Raw genomic sequence first — 20264 nt, forward strand, 5'->3', positions numbered from 1 at the left:
TTTATTCGTAAAGGATGTCCATTGCGTTCCGACTTTAGCGGTACTGGTATTTTCTGCGGTACTCGATTGGTGTTAACCCATTCGATTTCTTAAATAACTCTCTGAAATAGCGGGTATCTTCATAGCCAACTTCATGGCTGATTTCTTCTATGGTCTTATTCGATTTTTCTAAGCAGTATTTTGCCAGGGATAACCGGATTTGCTGGATATATTGAATGGGTGTCTGGCCGGTCGCTGTTTTAAAGCGTCGCTTCATCTGCCTTTCACACAAATGAATTTTATTTGCCAGATCGCCGACCGATAATATATCTGATGGGGCTGAATGCATCCAATCCTGTAGTTTGTGGATTAATGTATCTGAGTGTTGGCGGTATGGTACAAAACTTGCCAGAGTATGTGGGGGGACGCCTTCTATGTCACCAAATATAAGTTGGCTACAAGTTTCTCGGGTATTTTGACCATATATCTGTTCAATAATATGCATCATCACATCATGGTATTCATAGGTGCCGGAAGTACAAAAAATATTGTTATCGCTGGTGACTTTTATTTCTGAATGTAACTGTACTTGTGGAAACATGTCCTTGAATAATTTGGTAAATAGCCAGTGTGTGGTGGCTTTGCGGTTATTGAGTAAATTAGCTTTAGCCAGTACAAAAGAACCTGAACAAATGGCGATGATAGGAATATTTCTTTCTCCCATCATCTGGAGCCAATCTAAGGTTTCTTGGGTACAAAGATCGAAATCGTAATAAGGGACTCCAACTGAACCCACCAGGACAATATCCGTTTGTTTAATTTCTCCTATGAGTTTATTGGGTTTTAGCCGAACACCGCCCAGTCCGATCGCATCCTGATTATCCTGTGTGACAATATTGATTTCTGGCTCCGGCGCTCCGGCTAAATGAGCGGCAATGGTTAAAATTTCTATTGGGCCGGTAATAGAAGTCAGAGGTCCTCCTGAAAATGCTAAAGCGCTTAAAGAAACTGGATTCCTGTCCATAAAATTCTCCAACTTAAAAATTAAGATGTATAAAGATATTTTATTATCTAACATATTAATAACTTACAATAACAATTATAAATAATTTAATTACATTTAGTTATTTTTCTGAACAAATAAGTAAGGTTAGATACAATTTAAGTCAAAATTTATTCAATTCTTGTTATAGAGTTAAGCGGGGACATTTAGTTTTCGCCAACTTGTTGATACCACAAGTGAGCGTATAAGCCGCCTTGCTGGAGCAATTGGTCATGTGAGCCAAATTCGACAATTTGCCCCTGATCTAACATACAGATTTTATCCGCGTGGCGAATTGTATTGAGCCTGTGAGCAATGCTGATAACTGTTCTGTTACGGCATATTTCATCCATATTTGCCATGATTGCCGCTTCGGATTCATAGTCCAATGCTGAGGTAGCTTCATCAAGGATCAGAATCGTTGGGTTGACCAAGAGCGCTCTTGCTAATGCGATTCTCTGCCTTTGACCGCCTGAGAGATTTGCCCCTTTTTCCCCAACCGGATGTGCAAAACCGTGAGGGAAGGATTGAATAAATTCAATGGCACCGGATAACTCAGCAGCGCGATAGACTTCTTCATCTGTTGCATTGGGTTTACACAGCCGAATGTTATCGGTGATGCTGCCGGAAAACAGGATACTTTCCTGGAGTACAACACTCATATTGCGGCGTAAGGAGACGGGATCGGCAATGGCTAGATCCATGCCATCAATCAGAACTTGCCCATGTTGAGGTACATATAGCCTTTGTAGCAAACGGGTGAGCGTACTTTTACCTGAACCTGATGGTCCGGTTATGCCAATAAATTGACCCGATTTTATTGATAACGACAGGTTTGCCAGAATTTCCGGCGTGTCGTCATGGTAGCGGAAGCGAATATTTTTGAATTCAATCTGGCCTTCCAGCTCAGGTACAGAAGCCAATCCCTGTTTACTGTTCTCCATTGGTTCATCAAGAATATCCCCCACACGTTTCAAGGCGATTAACGTATGCTGAAAATCCTGCCAAACTTGTGCGAGCCGGAGGATAGGCTGCGTGACGTGTCCGGCTAGCATATTGAAGGCGATAAGTTGCCCCGGCGTCAGTTCACCGCGTAAGACCTCTGTCACTCCCCACCATAGGAGGATCGCTGCGGTAAATTTCTGGACAAAATCGATTCCCTGTCCTGCGATTAAACCGCTTTTCTGTGCCGAGAAGCTTTTAGTCAGCTGCTGGCTGAGAATACGTTGCCACTGATGTAAGAAACGGTTTTCAGTCGCGGTGGTTTTGATGGTTTCAATTCCTGTGACGGCTTCGGTCAGAAAGCTTGTTGCATTCGCATCAGTTTCATATTCTGCTTCTACTTTGCGGCGAATAATCGGCCCTGCGATAATCCAGAATACGAAATAAACGAAAAGCGACCCAATAACAATCCAGGTTAGTATCCAGGCATAGTAAAACATGATGCCAATGAACATGATGACGAAGATTAAATCCAATAGCAGCATCAGGGTAGAACCTGTCAGAAACTGGCGGATTTGAGACATCTCTCTGACTCTGGCAATGATCTGCCCTGTTTGCCGTTGTTTAAAATATTGCAGCGGCAATCCTGTCAGATGACGATACAGTCGCCCGGAAAGCTCAGAATTTATCTGGCTTGCCATGTGCCCAAATACAGTATTGCGCATAAAGCTATACAAAGGCTCTGCAAGGGCGATAGCGAGCATAGCTATGCCTAATACATGCAGGCTGGATAAACTTCGACCTACTAAAACTTTGTCGATAATGTTTTCAAACAGTATTGGGCTGACCAGCGCAAATAGCTGAAGAACGATGGCAAACAAAAACAGATCTCTTATCTGACTTTTTTGCCGGAAAATTGAGGGATAAAACCAGTTCAAGCCGAATTTGACATGCTTCTTAGTTAATTGCTGATCTGCGATTAAAAGAATTTTATAGGCACTTTCTTTATCATCAGTCGGTAAAGCGAGTGACCGCGTTTGTTTAGTCGTAGGATCGAGAACGGTAATATTGTTATTGTCGACTTCGATAAGTACCCACCACTGTTGTTCCAGTTCGATCAATGCCGGTAAGGGCAGTGTCGGTGCTGTATTGGCAGTTAAGCACGCCATTTTACTGTGCAGCCCGATAGCGTTGGCGGCTTCACGCAGTTGTAAATCACTCAGATATAAAGAATCAAAACCCAGGCTGTGTTGAAGTTGATCGACAGAGGCTGATTTATGAAATTGTTTCCCCACATAGACGATGCAATTCAGTGCCTGATTATGAATGTAGCGACTGGAATCAATGGTAGAAGATGGTAATACGTTCACGATTATTTCTCCCTCAATGCTTCAGATTGATACTCTCTGATAGGACTCAGGAGATAATCGATAACGCGCCGCTGATCAGTTTTGATTTCGGCAACAATGGACATACCCGGGGTAATTTCGATATGGGTATTGTCTATGACAATACTATTGCGTTTGAGACTAATTTGAGCAGGAAAGACGAGTCCTAATTGTTCATCCGTGGTTGAGTCTCTGGATATACTTAACAGTTCACCGTCGATAGTGCCGTAACGTGTGTATGGGAAGGCATCGACTTTAATGGTGACTTGTTGCCCCGAATAAACAAATCCGGCGTCTTTGTTTAAAATTTGCACTTCCGCTAGCTGCACATTGTCATCAGGAACGATCACCATCAAGTTTTGTGCCGGTTGAAGTACCGCACCTAACGTATGTACACTGAGTTGTTGAACGGTGCCTGTGACGGGGGAGCGAATGACTTCAAGCTGCTCCCGTACCTGAGCTTTTGCAAGTTCTTGCTCTAAAACGACCAATTGAACTTCGGCCTGTTTTCTTTTATCAAACCATTCGCGCTCTTTTTGTGTTTTCAGACTGTTTAAACGCTCTTCCAGGCTAATATATTGCGATTGCAGAACATTAAGCTCCGCATTTTGTTGGGCAATCAGGCGCTCTGTTTCCAGAAACTCTTTTTCCTGTTCAAGATATTCAACTTTACTGATCACTTGTTTTTGACTTAAGGTCTGACGTGCTTTTAAACGCTGGCTGATATTTTGCCGGAGCTTAGTGAGCGCATTAATATCGCTTTTTCGTGATTGTTGGGAAGAGAGATTCACGTTCATCTCTGCTTTCAGATTGGTTACAATCGCTTCGTATTCTCTTTTCTCACGGGAATAGTTTTCAATCACTTGTGCTTGCTGGGATGCCGGTAATGATTGAAACAGTGCCTGTTCTGTTGGTTCCTGTTGTTCTGTCAAAGCCTGATAACGAATTTTTTCGTGGGCTTGATATTCGATCTGCTTGAATAACCGGGTGATATCTTGGTTAACGCCGAGAGTATCGAGTGTCAGAAGAGGGGCGTCTTTCTCCACCTGCTGCCCATTCTGAACATGGATAGCGGTTACCCGGCTCTGTTCATATGCCTGAATTATCTGAGAGCGGCCAGAGACAATCAGACGACCGGTAGCGGTTGCCTGAACATCTAACTTACTCAGATAGGCCCAGAGTAAGGCTATGATGATACCGACACTGAGCGTTATCGCAGTGTAGCGGGCAAAAGGTGAAGGTGGGCGTTGTGACAACGCTAAATGTGTTGGTAGAAAATCATAGTGTGGTGGGCGACAGCGCAACCGTGATTTCAGTTTATCTTTAAACGCCTTAATCATGGCAAAGCCCCTCCTGTTTTAATTCCTGTTGTAACTGCCAGAGTTTCCGGTACTGCTTGTCATGGTTAAGCAGCTGATCGTGAGAGCCTTGTTCAATAATTTCCCCCTGATTAAGCACAATGATGCGATCACAATGACGCACGGTTGAAAGCCGGTGGGCGATAGTGATCACCGTTCTGCTTTGGGCAATTTCGGCCATATTTGATTGAATGAGAGATTGTGACTCATCATCAAGTGCACTGGTTGCTTCATCAAGGATGAGAATTTTGGGATCAGCCAGGAGAGTCCGGGCGATGGCAAGCCGCTGACGCTGACCACCGGATAAGGATTGTCCACCTTCTGCGATGGTTGTGTCATATCCCATTGGCAGCCTGAGAATGAATTCATGCGCCCCGGCCAATTTGGCGACTTTAATCACGGACTCCAGGCCGGCATCGGGTTTTGACTGGGCGATATTTTCATATACTGTTTTGTTAAATAAGAAATTTTCTTGCAAAACCACACCGACTTGCTGCCTGAGTGTTTCAATGCCTATATTTTGCAATGGAATGCCATCTAAGGTGATCGCACCGGTTTCCGGGGTATAAAGGCGGAGTAATAAACGTGCCAGCGTGCTTTTCCCAGAACCGGACGTACCTACAATACCAATGGTTTCTCCGGCTCTTATATCAAGCGTCAGTCCTTTAATGGTTGGTGGAATGTCAGGTTGATAGCGAAAGACAATGTTGTTAAACGAAACTGAACCATGCAGCGTTACCTGTTGCTGGCCGGATTGTTGCTCGGTGGGTAGATTCAACATATCGCCTAATTTATCTACGGCTACCCGTGTTCTGATGAATTGTCCCCACAGTTCCACCAGCCTGGCTAATGGCTGGGACGTGTGGTTGACCATCATATTGAAGGCGATCAATTGACCAATGGTCATTTGCAGTGATAAAACTTCTGAGGCACCCAACCAGAGAATCGCGGCATTGGTAACTTTTTGCAGTAGCATGACAATATGGTTTGAGCGATTACTCAATTGCTGTACTGCATAACTGGTATTGACCATCTTCTCAGTCTGGCTATCCCAGCGGCGAATGAATCTCGGTTCTACCGCCAGACTTTTAAGGGTTTCAGAACCGGAAACGGTTTCAGTTAGAAAAGAAGTATTTATCGCTGCATGAGTAAACTGTTCTTCAACGGCCTTCTCCATGCGGGGAGTCAGCCACCACGCCAGAATGGCATAAAAAGGGATGGTTGCGATAAAAACCCAGGTAAGCGTGCTGGATAACAGACTCATCACATAGATGAAAACAAACATAAACAGCACATCGACGGATAAAGTGAACATTGAACCGGTCAGAAACTCCCTGACGGTATCCAGTTCACGAACCCGTGTGACAATCGCGCCTACCTGACGGGATTTAAAAAAGAGTAGAGGTAGCCCAAACAGATGCCGTACCAGCTTTAACCCCAGTTTGATATCGATACGGTTTGCGGTGTGAGCGTATTGGTACTCACGTAATCCACGTAAAACCACCTCTATTATACCGGCGATAATTAAGCCAAAGACTAATACATCAAGGGTTGATAACGCCTGATGGATTAAGACCTTATCCATAACCACCTGAATGACTAACGGTGAAATGAGAGCAAGGATTTGTAGCACAAAAGAAAATAGCAATACTTCACCCAGGTTTTTCTTTTGTGCCAGAAATTCTGGAATAAACCAACTAATATCAAATTTAGTTTGCTTTTGTTTTACTTTAATCCATTTTCCACTCCACTCTGCCATCAGTTTTTCTGCTGACCATACTTCTGGTGTTTCTTTATTCACTTTCTGAATGAGTGAATTATCTTTATTCGATTTGGCTAAAATAAAAGGTAGGCCATTATTATCAAACAAGATTGCGGGTAATGATATGTCATGATATTTCTTTCTTGCAGAGTGTTTATTTGCAAGAGATAAGTTAAATTTTTTCTCGATAGCCCTTATATAAGAGTGGTAACAATCAGAGTATTTTAATTTATCAATATCACTGATATTGTTTTTTCCATTACAGATCATCAATATTAATTTTAACGATGATAGGGTTAATTTCTCAATCTCATTCATGAATAAATATCTTTAGAGTTTGTATAAGTAATATTTGCATAAAATATTAATAGAAACAGATTATTATGTTACCTGTTTGTTATGTTGTAATTTGATGTCACTTAATTATCTTATATTTGTTGTCGGTAATAGTGTGGGTAAATAGGACTATGTGTGGGGGGTAAAGAGACTTTTTTGGATATGAATATTGTCTTTGAATTTTTGCACTATATTATTTCATTTGACTCACTCATTTAGCAGCATTTGTCGTTATATAAGCTCAAGATTTCTTTGAGTTTAGTGCTTTTGTTGTTATATGTATTTAGCATTCTTTTTAATGAATTGTTTGTTTTTTGGTGAATAAAATATGTCTGAAAAATTCGTACAAACTATCTCTAGCGTCAATTATAACAAAGGTATTTTCTCTCTTTATTTTGTTGGTCAGGAACCAAATCGGATGGCGAACGGAATAATGGCGGAGAATGATAATGAACTTGAATTAAAACAGGTTATTCATATGCCGGCATCGGGATTTATGTATATGGTTTCGATGGTTAAAAATATGTTGGAAGATCCGCGTATGGCAGCGGAATTTGACAAACTGGTTGCCGCCGGGTTTCTGCCTGCTCCGCAATTGACTGAAGAGCAAGCTGCATCAGAAGTTATAGCGGAAGAACCTGCTAATGCGAAGAAACGCACATCTAAAAACGAAAAATAACCCTTGGCGGTTGAGTAACGTATGGCGATTGTACATCAACCAGCGAAACTGAATACCGCAGAAATTCAGGCAATGATCGGAGGAGTGTTACTGCTGAGTCAGTATTCTCCTTTGCATCGGAGATACCTGGTGTCCGAGTGGCAACAGCGTATCTTGCCTGCGTTTGAACTGAATCAGTTTTGCTATTATGCAAATGAACAAGGGCACCCAATTGCTTTTTGTAATTGGGCTTTTTTATCTGAGCAAAATCGAGATGAGCTTCTTTCGGGAAAAAGAGAGATTACCCACACGGACTGGCGCTCAGGTTCACATATCTTTTTTCCCGAAATGATTGCGCCTTTTGGACACGGCCGCGAAGTTGCCAGGGATTTACGCCGTCGTGTTTTTTTACCGTGGAAAGGCCAGAAAGCTTGTACTGTCCGCGGGAAACTTGATGTGCAAAACAACCGCTGTGTTCGTCAGGTGCAGTGGTTCTTTGTTTAATTTTTATATTATTATTTAAAGGCTTTCTAATGGGGAAATCATCTAATAGAAGTACAGAGTACTTCTTTACGGGGAAATACTACGACGATAATGATGGTAATGATATTACTGCTATTGGTGTTGGTGGTGAAGTTTATGCTTATGGCGGAAATGATGATGTTACTGTTGGTTCATTTAAAGTCGATGTATACCATACAGATGGTGACCTTTCAGTAAAGGGAGCTTCAGGCTACACCGGCATTAGTAAAACGGGAAATGGCGGTCTGTCGTTTGCGGGGGCAGCCGGTGCGGCTTTTATTAATCATACAGGTGATACGGGAAATTTAAATTATTCGGGCGCTGCTGGCTATAACAAACTGGTTCGTAAAGGTTTGTCTGGCGATACAAATTTTAAAGGAGCCGGAGGATACAATAAGTTATGGCATGAAACTAACCGAGGAGATTTATATTTTGCCGGCGCGGGGGCTGTTAATCACATTGACCGCACCTGGTTTGACCGTTATCAAGGATCACGGGGAAATGTGACTTTTAATGGCGCAGGCGCTGCAAACAGCATTAGCTCACGAGTAGAAAGCGGTAACATTACATTCAACGGGGCCGGTGCTGATAATCACATCGTACTTAAAGGTAAAGAAGGTAACATTATTTTACGTGGTGCTGGGGCATCGAATCGAATTGAGCGTATACGCCAAAATAGAGATGGGTATGAACAGACGCGTGGTGATATTACTTTTGAGGGTGTAGGGGGTTATAACAAACTCTATTCTGATGTCGCACATGGCAATATTAATCTCTCCGGTGCCGGTGCTTACAATGAAATCACCAGAGTAGGCACGAATAGCGATTTCTATGGTGAGACACTGGAATTTGCTAAATCTGAAGAGATAGTATTGACGACGGCAACGATGGGAGGAAGCTGGATCCAGGAATCTAGGCAAGTCACAGGAATTAAATCAACTATCGAACCGGATACCTATCTTTTTGCGTTTGCTGACAAAATGTACACTAAGATCAGTAAAGTTCGGCTGCAAAATAATCCCACAACCGGTAGGCTCGGTTATCACGCTACTTCTTGGTATAAAGCAGGCAATCACCTTGAAAATCTTGCGGCGAAAGATATTTCGTCAGGCAATGGATTTACCGCTGTAAACACTAATGGCGCTTACCGTCTCTCCAGTTTGCTCTTTGAGCATCAGCAACCCGTCAAGATTCATGCTGTTGAGGAAAACCTATTGATAGATCAGTGGGTAACCTATGCGGGTGGCATCGTGGTTAAAGTAGAGGATATCTCGTTAGGTGATGCCAAAATGGGGGGATATGCGATCTCTTCTGATGGTAGCAAAGTTGATGTTTTTGCAGTCAAATCGAACCGTCGATCCAATACTTATGTGTATGCCAAAGTGATGGGGCCATATACCAAAGTGGTTGAAGTTCAGTTGAAAAATGATTTTGATACCGGGCAACTGAAATACAAAGCAACAACATGGTACAAAACAGGCGATCATACGGGTAATTTGGCCAATGAACAGTTTTCCTATGATAATGGATATACCTCTATTGGCCACGGCTACACGTTAAGCCAGCTTCAATATAGCGCCAATACAGTGCGCCGTATTTCCCATCGATTAGTCCATAGCGAAGAATATAGTCAGAAAGACTTGGTAGAGTCATTCACAAGCAGTGGTTACATTAATTTTAACGGCGCGGGTGGTGGAAACGTTATTAAATCTAATGTCACGCAGGGAAATGTTAATTTTAAAGGCGCAGGGGTGGCAAACGTCATTTTGCATGGCTCAAAATTCGGTGATACGAATTTTGATGGTGCGGGTGCAGCCAATGTCATTGTAAAAAGTGGTGAAAAGGGCGATCTGACATTCCGTGGTGCGGGTTTAGCCAATGTCCTCGTTCACCAAGGTCAGAGCGGGAAAATGGAGGTTTACGCGGGTGGTGCCGTAAATGTTCTCGTGCGGGTCGGGGATGGACGATACCTGGCTCATCTTCTGGCCTATGGCAATATCTCAATCCACAAAGGCAACGGTGACAGCCGGGTGCTAATGTTGGGCGGATACAACACGCATACCCAAATAGGTGATGGCAGCGCGAACTGGTTCGGGGCTGGTGGCTTTAACGTTATCACCCAAGCAGGAAAAGGGGCTATCTCCTCAGTACTTTTAGGTGGCGCCAATGTACTAACTAAGCTTGGTACCGGAGATCTGGTTTCGGGTATGTTCGGGGGCGCTAACATTATCACGCATATCAGTGATGAAACTGAAACCTCAAATACCACCGCAATTGTGTTGGGTGGCGCCAATATTCTCACCAAAAAAGGGAAAGGTAATGCACAGGCTGTCATGGGCGGTGGTGCAAACGTCCTCACGCATATTGGTGACGGTAACACAACGGGCGTGATGTTGGGTGGTGCCAATATTCTGACCAAAGTCGGACATGGTGACACGACCGGCATCATGTTCGGCATGGGCAACGTGTTAACCCATGTTGGTGACGGTTTGACATTGGGCGTGATGGCAGCGGCAGGAAATATCTTCACTAAAGTTGGGGATGGTACATCGATTGCGGCCATGATTGGCGCAGGCAACCTGTTTACCCATGTCGGCAAAGGGGATGCCTGGGCGTTAATGGGCGGCGCAGTAAACGTCTTTACTAAAGTGGGTGACGGTAATGGGCTGGCATTGATGGTAGCCGCAGGTAATGTGTTTACTCATATTGGGGATGGCACCAGTGTTGCCCTGATGCTGGCAAAAGGCAATATAGCAACTAAAGTGGGTAATGGCATGACCCTGGCGGCGATGATCGGCAAAGCCAATATTTTTACCCATGTAGGGGATGGCAATACCTTTGCTGCCATGATTGGTGGTGCCAATGTGCTAACAAAAGTCGGTAATAACCTGACCGCCGCTGTAATGGTAGGTAAAGCTAATATCTACTCGCATGTGGGTAATGGCACCAGTATTGGCTTATTTGCCGGTGAACTGAACGTGATGACCAAAGTCGGTGAGGGTAAAACGCTGGCGGCCATGTTTGGTAAAGCCAATATCATGACTCATGTCGGCAATGGCTTAACTGGCGTATTAGCATTGGGTGAAGCCAATATTGTTACCAAAGTGGGTGATGATTTCATGGGAGTTGTTGCGGTGGCGAAAGCGAACGTCATTACGCATATCGGCAACGCGACAACCGCAGGTATCCTGTTTGGCAAAGGCAATATTCTGACCAAAGAGGGAGACGGTACCACAGTCGGCCTGCTTATTTCCGATGTGGGTAACGTGATGACACATGTTGGAGATGGCACGACGGTGGGTTTTGCCAAAGGTAAAGCCAATCTTATTACCAAAATTGGAGATGGCACCGGGGTGAATGCGGCTTGGGGTGAGGCGAATATCCTAACCCAAGTGGGAAATGGCGACCGTTACAACTTCGCGAAAGGTAAAGCGAACATCATTACCAAAGTGGGTGATGGGCAAGAAGTCACCGTGGTTCAAGGTGATGCCAACATGATCACCCATGTCGGTAACGGTGATGATTACACCGGCGCTTGGGGCGAAGCCAATGTTATCACTAAAATCGGTGACGGGCGTAATGTGGTACTTGCCAAAGGTAAGGCCAACATTGTCACTCAGGTAGGCAAGGGAGAGAGTTTTAATGCCTTGTGGAGCGAAGGCAATATCGTCACCAAAGTAGGTGATGGTATGCAGGTGACGGCGGCAAAAGGTAAAGCTAATGTAACGACGACAGTAGGAAATGGCTTAAGTGTAACTGCTGCTTATGGTGACGCTAACATTAACACCCAGGTGGGTGATGGTGTCTCGGTTAACGTGGCTTGGGGTAAGTACAATATTAATACCAAAGTTGGCAATGGTCTTAATGTTGCGGCAATGAAAGGCCAAGGTAATGCCAATATTCAGGTTGGTCATGGCTTATACGTTAATGCCTCTTATGCGCGTAATAATGTGGCAATTAAGATTGGTGACGGCGATTTTTACAGCTTGGCTGTGGCATCGAGTAATACTGAAAGCAACAAACTCGACTCTTTTTTCAACAATATCAAACAGACTGTACTCGGTGTGGGTGGCAGTCAGGCGATCAACTACCTGGTTCAGGGGGATGAAGCTAACACATCGGGAACCCATAAAGGCAGAGGTGCAATTAACTTAGTGGAAGTTTCTGCCATTGATGGTTTTAAGATGGAGGAAATTGATCAAGTTGGTTCGGATTTAAGCAATCGCCTGAGTAGTTCTGTGACAGCGGTAGAAATGCCTGATATTGACTCAATAGAAAGCGCCTTAGCAGGCTCGTTGAATCGAAAAAATCGATTGGTATCAGAGAGGAACGAAAATCTGATCGTCAATGGTGACTTTGAACAAGGTAATCAAGGTTGGCAGTCAACTCATGGTGTTGAAGCCTATAATGCGGCAAGTAGCTACGGGCTTGATAATACCGGTCATGGAAAGCGAGTCAGTGAACTTGATGTGAATGTTAACACCACGCTTTCGCAGGAATTGCAAAATCTGTCTGAAGGTGAAGTTGTTTCACTGAACTTTGACTTTGCAAAACGTTCAGGTCTTTCTCCAGAAGAGGGTATGGCGGTGCTCTGGAACGGCGAAAGTATCTTCTCAACGTCTGGTGGCGAAGCTGCATGGCAAAATAAGACACTGCAATTAACGGCACAAGAAGGCACTAATCGAATCGAATTTAAAGGGACGGGCCGGGATGATGGGTTAGGCTATATCTTGGATAACGTTGTTGCAAAATCTATAGGTACATTGCCAACCAACAGTGTGACTGAACATGCCAGGCAAGACCAAGCGGCCAAAAATGCGTTAAGCGATAAAGAAAAAGCTGAAAAAGATCGCCGGCTCTTAGAAGAAGAAAAAGATAAGCAACTGGCTGCGATTGAAAAATCGAAATCTCAATTGGCAGCAACGGATCAAGAAGCGCTTAACCAGAATGGGCAAGCACAGAGTGGGGCGATAAAAGAAGAAGCTCAAGCGGTGACTGAAGAGCTGAATGTAATTGCTGACAGATTTAAAGAACTTAAAGATGAGACTGATGATAGTCGTGAGTTAGATAGCCATTATCTTGACTATGCGGGTGGAATCTCTGAGGACGTCCAGAAACAGCTAGATGACATCAAGCCAACATTAGAAAAACGGCTGGCAGATATACATTGGGATACGATTGGTACACAGCAAAAAGTAAAAGATGCCGTTGTGCTATCAGAAGCTGGTGTGGAAAAAGGTAAACAAAATCGTGATAAGGCAATTCTTGATGGTGTAGATGCGCAACTCAAAGCAGATCAGAGAAAAGAAGAAGCACTTTCACAGCAGCAGCAGGCAGAAAAGGCGAAGGATAACGCTAAGATAGCCTATCAGGATGCTGAAAGTCGTGGTAAGCGTGATACCGTGGCGGCGGAAAGTAAAGCGGCTCAGGCCCAAGCTGATGCTAAAGGGGCAAAACTGAGCGATTCCAGGCCTGATCGCATTAGAGCAAGTGGCAGCGGCTTATCAGGAGAAAAAGCCTACGAGTCAACAGGCGCAGGAGAAACCGGCAGCCATATTGATCCTGAATCGATGCCAGAAGCGAGAAACAGATATTATCAAGGACTGACCGAAGAAGAACTGCAAGCATTGGCGAGTGCTAAACAAGCCGTAAATCGGTTGCAGATCAACGCGGGAAGGCGTGCAAAAAATACCGGTGTTTCGCTTACTCCGCAGTCTGTTGAAACACAATCTGACCGCATTGTGGTACCGCCTTCACATCAGACGCGTGAACTCATCAGAAAAGCGCCGATAATTTCGGGTATTAATCTGGAAGGATTAGGTGGAAGTAAAAAGAGGGCGATCGATTCTTCCGTACTAAGTCGGGCACAAAAAATCGCCCACATTTACCGTTGGCTTGATAATGGTAATGTTGATACGCGGGACGAATATATTCCTGTTCCTGGATTTAAGCGCGTTAGTGCAGATATTTCCGATAAAACCAGGCAGCGGATGGTGACTTTTGTTGAAAAGTATATTCGGAATGCCAACACTAACACCAAAAACAAAGTATCGGAGAAAGTACCGGAGGATGAAGCTGCATCTTTAGCGAAACTGTTTGTTGACGCGACGCTGGATTATGACTGGGATAAACGCGTTGAGTTTATTGCAAAACTGGATCGCTATGGCTATAGCTTTGAACCTGTCCGCGATGATAAGAGTATTGTTTCATTCTGGTCCGGGAAGAGTTTTAGAAGACATAGAGATGTTCTTGAGGCAGCACAACCGGATGGTAAAAAAATTGTTTACGATGTTGATGTGCAAGGAAACGCCTTTGCGATTCAACTTAATAAACAACTCATGCGCTGGGGAATTATGTACCTTGCCGATCCTGAAAATAATGAACATAAAGCGTTAAGATCGGCAATTAATGCTGCTGCATATAGCAACACCGGTTTCTGGAGTTCCATCTATGCCGCAGGATCACGTGGTGATGTTTATCTGATCTCTGAAGGCGGCTTACGTCTTGGTAACTATTTCTGGAATGTTGAATTACCTGTATTGCGTAAATTGCAACGTGAAGGATTAGTGGGTGAAATTCGATTGCTAGATAAGCCGGCAAGTGAATATGCAGGGCGGCCTATAGAATCTATTGGCCGCAACTTAACCAAACCGGGTATTACTGTGCAGACGCGCTTTGATGCGTTGACTATTGAAGAGCAGAAAAAACGGCTGGCGGTTAACCCCGGTGGTTATAAAGCCGATACCGTTGTTGAGCTCGACATTAAGCTCAGTGCTATCGACACTATGCTAAATCAGGCATTGCCGTTTTATGGATTACGTACAGAACGTAACTTATTAGTGCAAAAGAGTGATGAAGGATTTGAGGTGCGTGCGTGGCCAGGTAATGGCAATGAATTTAAGCGAATTATTGTAAAAAATACGACCAGTAATAATCTGCTTAAAGCAGTTGAACGTTTTATTCTGGCTAATTATGACAATTATGCACAGTTACCTGATGAGTTATATTTCATTGAAGATCGGATTATATCTCATCATCAAGGACACACCCGAATTCTTACTGAGAAAGTGAATGGCATCTGGAAACCCGTGCCAAAATTGATGTCGGTGAGTGAGTTCCAGGCAGTCGCATCTGTTGCAGGTAAAACTCGTGGTGACAGTTACCAAAAAGTAATTGATGCATTAGAGAGTTATCAGAATGCCCGACAAGGAAGAAAAGACGATGAATTGGATGTGATTGGAAAATTATCCGATTTGCGCCAACAGGTTGAAGGTTATCTCTTAGGTCATCCTGACTCAGGTCGTGTACCCGCAATGAAGGACTTGTTGTCTCAAATTGACACGCGCTTTGAAGAGTCGATGGTGCTTGCTGAATCCACTGTGAGAATCCCAGAACAAGGCGATTTCAGTAGTCTGTATGATAAGCTTGGCAGTGCCAATCTTAAGGATTCAAAACACTTTTATGTTGATGAAAATGGCGATTTTGTCACTCGGGGTAAGGCAAATACTCATATTAACCAGAAAGCGGAAAATTTTGATAAAGCGGTTGAGCAAGTCAAAGCAGCGGTTATTAAAGAATATGGTCAAGATGTTTCAGATGCCGTCTTCTCGAATCTGAAAGCCAGCGATTTATCGAACGATGGTAAAGGTATTGATGTCTCTGGTTTAAGAAAGATCCATCAGGCGATTGAACAGCATTTATCTCCAATAAGTGCCACACTGTTTGTTTGGAAACCAAGCGATCATAGCCAGTTAGGGCACGTCGCCATGCAAATTGGTCAGGGACGAGCGCATATTAATGCGGACGATGCAGGCGCTATCAATGAGAAAAATTATGTCAGTTGGTGGCCTTCGTTGAACCATAGAACGCTTGAAGCAGATGTCGCCTTCGAAGAGCATGATAAGTTTGGTCTGGAAGATGGTGATCGTAAATTACAACGTTTCATTGAAAAGCTGCAATTCGCACAAGGGGTAGATATCACCTTCAAAGATGTTACTGAAGGCTTTGCTATGATGGCATTGGAAAATCCTGCGTTGCTGCAATCAGCCGGTATTTCTGAGCAGATATACCAGCCATTTGTTGAAATGTGGAATGATCGCCAATATGAGATGGCAGATGTTGGCAGACTTTTTGCGGAAGAACTGCGATATCAAGCCGATAAAAATGTACAAGACCCTCAACTGGCAGAAAAACGTGTTGCTAATGTCATTCGTGAATTTAAAGATCGAGAGTTGAAGAATATTCGGGACTTTAAAATCAGCGAAGCCGATCAAGGGCGCGTATTCCGCATTAACCTTGAAGGTCTGGATGTGGCGGCAATGCAGGCGGAATGGAATAAAATCAGCAGCGATCCTAATGAACATTATCAATTGCTGACGAATAACTGTTCAAGCATCATTGCCAGAGTATTAAAAGCAGGGGGGGCAGAGAAACTTGTCGGTCATAAGTGGCTGCCAAAGTTTGGTACCTGGACGCCAACTGAGTTGTTTAATTATGCTCAGGTGCTTCAAGAAGCTCAGCTTGAAGTAATAGCGAAAAAACAAAGCCACTCTCCCGTGGAAGAGTTAGCCGCTTTATCGGGCAAAAATAAGGCATTGGAAACGGTCGTCATGGAGAGTGATGGCACTCCATTACTGAATAAACTTATTACCAAGGATGGGGTGCGAGATCCTTTGCTTAATAGCTTGCAAGCAACATCAGCGGCAGAGTTAGTTCACAAACCTGTTAATCTCTGGCAAACAGTGGCGGTGACACCACAAACCGATGGCCGCGAGACTCGTTTTGATGGTCAGATCATTTTCCAGATGGAGGATGACCCTGTAGCAACTAAAGCAGCGGCAAATCTGGCGGGTAAACACCCGGATTCTAGTGTGGTTGTTCAGCTTGATTCTGATGGACAATACCGAGTTATTTATGGTGATCCGGCTAAATTATCAGGCAAATTACGTTGGCAGCTTGTGGGGCATGGTCGTAGCGAATCAGAGCAGAATAACACTCGTCTGAGTGGCTACCGTGCGGATGAGCTGGCAATAAAACTAAAACAATTCACCCAGAACTTTAGTCAGGCGGGTAAACCAGACCACATTAGCCTCGTGGGCTGTTCGCTAATTGAGGATGACAAACGAGATGGTTTTGCCCGCCACTTTATCATTGCGTTAAAAGAGCAAGATATCCACACGGCGGTTTCAGCTCGTCGTAGTGAAGTTGCCGTTGATGTCACTGGCCGTAAATTTACGCGAAATGAAAATAATCAATGGGTTAACAGCCTGATTGATAACAAAATCGTATTGAATTGGAATGAACGAGGCGAACTTGAAACGCATTCAGAGCGGGTGCGTCGCAGTATTGCTGAAAGCGACATCAATCTCTCTCGTGTCGGTATAGCGGATGTAGATACGCCAGCTAAAGGTGCGATTGTGGATAATGCAGATATTTTCGCGGCACCAGAGGAGCGCAAAAATAAAATTGAAGTTGACTCAAATCATATATCGAATAACCCGCTAAGTTACTCTGGTAATATTCAGGTGGATGTGGGGAAGGGTGAATTTACTGCGCTCAATTGGGGAACATCGAACATTGGTATCAAAGTAGGGACGGGTGGCTTTAAATCATTGGCCTTCGGGGATAATAATGTGATGGTGCACATCGGCAATGGTGATAGTAAACACAGCGTCGATATTGCGGGTTATCAGGCGCTTGAGGGAGCGCAAATGTTTATTGGTAATCGTAACGTCAGTTTTAACCAAGGACGCAGTAATGACCTAATTGTGATGATGGATAAATCCCTCCCAACGCCACCATTGGTTAATCCATTTGATGGTGCGGCACGTATTTCTGGCGTATTACAAGACATTGCTTATTCTGGTGAAGAGCAGGATTGGCTAGCGGCACAAGATCAGCAATGGACAATCGCCGGCGCAAAGAAATTTGTTCGGGATATGTCTGGCTTAGATCAAACCAGCAGTGTGGATTATAAGACACTGGTTGAGCTGGATTCTCAGTATGAACGTAGCAGCCGTGGCCTGAAAAGTGATACTGAAGCGGCCCTGAATAAGAAATTTAACCAGTGGCTAAGTCGTCATGGTAATAGCGCCGATATGGGTAAAATGAGCCGTGCGGATAAATTGCGTCAGGCCAATGAGAAACTGGCTTTTAACTTTGCGGTAGGTGGTAAAGGGGCAGATATTCAGGTTACGACCGGGAACTGGAACTTTGTGTTCGGTGACAATATTCAGTCGATTCTGGATATTAATCTGGGTTCGTTGTTTGGCTTAATGACGCAACAATACTCAACGACGGGTTTGGCACAGACACCTTTTACCTATAATCCGCAGGATCTGCCTCGTCAGCTTAAAAACAAACTACTTGGTCGATTAGCGGGAGTGGGAGCAGATACCACTTTAGCCGATATCTTTGGTGTGGATTACACCGCGGATGGCCGGATTGTTTCCCGCACAGGCGAGCCTGTGGATGGCGTGGCTATTCTGAAAGAGATGATTGAAGTCATTGGGAAATTCAGTGGTGAACAACTGCAAGCCTTCACTGATCCTGATAAACTGCTCGACAGTCTGAAATCTCATCTCAACATGGGTAAGGATGGGATCAGATCATTTGCGGAAGGTCATGGTTTGAAAGAGAAAACTGTTGATGAAAGTCAAGAAGGTCAGGTTTCGGTAGCTAATACTGAAAATGATCAAACCGGCATTTTGGCTACTGGCAACACCAAACCAGAGCGTGCATTTGGCTTTAATTCACTGAATCTGCCTAACGTGTTTGCGACGATATTTAGCAAAGACAAGCAAGAAGAGATGAAGTCGCTAGTGACCAATCTAAAAGAGAATCTGACGGCTGATTTGCTCAATATGCAGGAGAAAACATTCGATTTCCTGCGTAATAGTGGTCATCTGCAAGGGGATGGTGATATCCACATATCATTAGGTAACTACAACTTCAACTGGGGCGGTGACGGTAAAGATCTTGGCGCTTATCTGGGAGACAACAACAACTTCTGGGGAGGCCGCGGTGATGACGTTTATTACTCAATTGGCACATCTAACATCTTTACGGGCGGTGAAGGTAATGATTTGGGTGTCCTGATGGGACGTGAAAACTGGATGTTTGGTGGTGATGGTGACGACACCGCGGTGGTGGCCGGACGCATTAACCACGTCTTTATGGGTGAGGGGAATGACCAGACATTTGTCTTTGGCGAAGGTGGCTTTATTGATACTGGTAAAGGCCGGGACTACGTTGTGATTTCCGGCAACTACAACCGGGTGGATACTGGGGAAGATCAGGATTATGCCGTGACCATCGGCAATAACAACCGGGTTGAGTTGGGTGAAGGGAATGATTTTGCCAGAGTGTTTGGTAATGACAATCGGATCGACGGTAATTCAGGCAACGATAGCATTAAGCTGATGGGCTACCATACGGTTATCAATGGTGGAGAAGGCGATGACCATCTGATAGCGGAAACCATTTCGAAGTTCAGCCAGTTTGATGGCGGTGATGGTCAGGATCTGCTGGTATTGGGTGGTTATCAGAACGAATTCAAAGGCGGTACAGGCGTAGACAGTTTTGTCGTCAGCGGAGATGTGATTGATAATCGGGTTAATGATATCAATGCAGAAGATATGATCGTTTTTAACGATATTCACTGGCAAAACTTGTGGTTCCAACGCAGCGGATACGATTTGGTGTTATCAGTGAACCGTCATACGCAAGATAAAACTGCTCAGGGCATATTTGAATCAGTAGGTTCAGTCACCCTTAATAATTACTTTAATGGCAATCGTGCCAAATTGGTGGCTCAGATGAGTGATAAGAACGCATCGGGAGAGCGTGAATTTACTGCGCTTTCAGATAACGCGGTTGATTCCTTGATCCAGGCAATGAGTAGTTTTACACCTACCGTGGGTGATAATGGTTTTATTGAGAATTTGGACAGTAAAGCCAAAATTGCTATTACAACGGCGTGGACAGATACCACTATTGGCAAGGCGAAATTTGCGTAATTAATTTTCGATAATAAAAGTAAAATGAGTAATAAGAATGGCTCACAGAATCGGTAAGCCATTATTTTACTGCTGAATACGAATGCCGATTATATTGTAGATTGCTCACTGACCAATCGTTATTTTTATTAATTAATTCTATTCGTTATTATTGTTTTTTGACTAAAAAAGTATGATGATATTATCTCATTTACTTATATTGTTTTAATGGTTATAATCCTCAATATTTTCATGGGAATGGAATGAAATAATTGATCGTA

At 44.0% G+C, this 20264-nt stretch carries 7 protein-coding genes; 3 read left to right on the forward strand and 4 right to left on the reverse strand.

What is annotated here, in order from left to right:
* Nucleotides 1-34: 34 nt before the first annotated feature.
* From PTE_RS21495 to PTE_RS21510, 4 genes are all read right to left on the reverse strand, one after another.
* Complete coding sequence (locus tag PTE_RS21495) at nucleotides 35-1003, reverse strand: GlxA family transcriptional regulator (RefSeq protein ID WP_036850535.1); 969 nt, start codon at nucleotides 1001-1003, stop codon at nucleotides 35-37.
* A gap of 185 nt (nucleotides 1004-1188) precedes the next feature.
* Nucleotides 1189-3333: a type I secretion system permease/ATPase gene (locus tag PTE_RS21500; protein ID WP_051477508.1), complete on the reverse strand. Its 2145-nt coding sequence runs from the start codon at nucleotides 3331-3333 to the stop codon at nucleotides 1189-1191.
* Nucleotides 3334-3335: 2 nt separating this feature from the next.
* Nucleotides 3336-4691, reverse strand: a complete 1356-nt coding sequence (locus PTE_RS21505) for an HlyD family type I secretion periplasmic adaptor subunit (protein WP_036850538.1) — start codon at nucleotides 4689-4691, stop codon at nucleotides 3336-3338.
* On the reverse strand, nucleotides 4684-6789 hold the full coding sequence (locus PTE_RS21510) for a peptidase domain-containing ABC transporter (RefSeq protein ID WP_036850541.1): 2106 nt from the start codon (nucleotides 6787-6789) through the stop codon (nucleotides 4684-4686). Before PTE_RS21510 ends, PTE_RS21505 begins: the two co-directional genes overlap by 8 nt.
* A gap of 346 nt (nucleotides 6790-7135) precedes the next feature.
* Between PTE_RS21510 and rtxH the strand changes: the two genes are divergently transcribed.
* Genes rtxH through rtxA form a run of 3 tightly spaced genes read left to right on the forward strand, consistent with a single transcriptional unit; the run spans nucleotide 7136 to nucleotide 20004 of the window.
* The gene (rtxH, locus tag PTE_RS21515) at nucleotides 7136-7486 is read left to right on the forward strand and encodes a protein RtxH (protein WP_036850544.1); all 351 of its coding nucleotides are present in this window, start codon (nucleotides 7136-7138) and stop codon (nucleotides 7484-7486) included.
* A gap of 21 nt (nucleotides 7487-7507) precedes the next feature.
* Nucleotides 7508-7969 (forward strand): RTX toxin-activating lysine-acyltransferase RtxC, encoded by a 462-nt coding sequence (rtxC, locus tag PTE_RS21520; RefSeq protein WP_036850547.1) that lies wholly within the window; start codon nucleotides 7508-7510, stop codon nucleotides 7967-7969.
* A 29-nt stretch (nucleotides 7970-7998) separates the two neighbouring features.
* Nucleotides 7999-20004, forward strand: a complete 12006-nt coding sequence (gene rtxA / locus PTE_RS21525; protein WP_036850550.1) for an MARTX multifunctional-autoprocessing repeats-in-toxin holotoxin RtxA — start codon at nucleotides 7999-8001, stop codon at nucleotides 20002-20004.
* The last annotated feature ends 260 nt before the right edge of the window (nucleotides 20005-20264 follow it).

Origin of the sequence: Photorhabdus khanii NC19, assembly GCF_000517265.1 — a bacterium.
GTDB classification, from domain to species: Bacteria; Pseudomonadota; Gammaproteobacteria; order Enterobacterales; family Enterobacteriaceae; genus Photorhabdus; species Photorhabdus khanii.

Coding starts and splice junctions, on each gene's coding strand:
- PTE_RS21495 (WP_036850535.1), bottom strand. CDS start 1,003: ATGGACAGGAATCCAGTTTCTTTAAGCGCTTTAGCATTTTCAGGAGGA.
- PTE_RS21505 (WP_036850538.1), bottom strand. CDS start 4,691: ATGATTAAGGCGTTTAAAGATAAACTGAAATCACGGTTGCGCTGTCGC.
- PTE_RS21510 (WP_036850541.1), bottom strand. CDS start 6,789: ATGAATGAGATTGAGAAATTAACCCTATCATCGTTAAAATTAATATTG.
- rtxH (WP_036850544.1), top strand. CDS start 7,136: ATGTCTGAAAAATTCGTACAAACTATCTCTAGCGTCAATTATAACAAA.
- rtxC (WP_036850547.1), top strand. CDS start 7,508: ATGGCGATTGTACATCAACCAGCGAAACTGAATACCGCAGAAATTCAG.
- rtxA (WP_036850550.1), top strand. CDS start 7,999: ATGGGGAAATCATCTAATAGAAGTACAGAGTACTTCTTTACGGGGAAA.